Genomic DNA, 248 nt, shown 5'->3' with positions numbered 1-248 from the left:
ACATAAAGGTCGATTGGGTTCGCGACGGCACGCCGAAGATCATGGCCAAGCTTCAGGCCGAAATCCAGGCCGGCAACCCGGTTGCCGACGTCCTGCTGATCGCCGACGTCGTGACGCTGGAGCGCCTCAAGGAAGACGGCAAGCTGATGGCTTACAAGTCGACGGAGGCCGCCAACTACGACGCCGGGCTCTACGACGCCGACGGCTATTACTACTCCACCAAGCTGATCACCACCGGCATCATGTAC

1 pseudogene is annotated in these 248 nt (G+C 60.9%); it reads left to right on the top strand.

Features of this window, described 5'->3' with window-relative positions:
• A pseudogene (locus ACPYOM_RS23315) lies at positions 1 to 248 on the top strand (hypothetical protein); the annotation flags it as partial.

This window comes from Monashia sp. HAY1-2A, from assembly GCF_056755315.1.
This window is presented reverse-complemented; position numbering and strand designations above follow the sequence as displayed.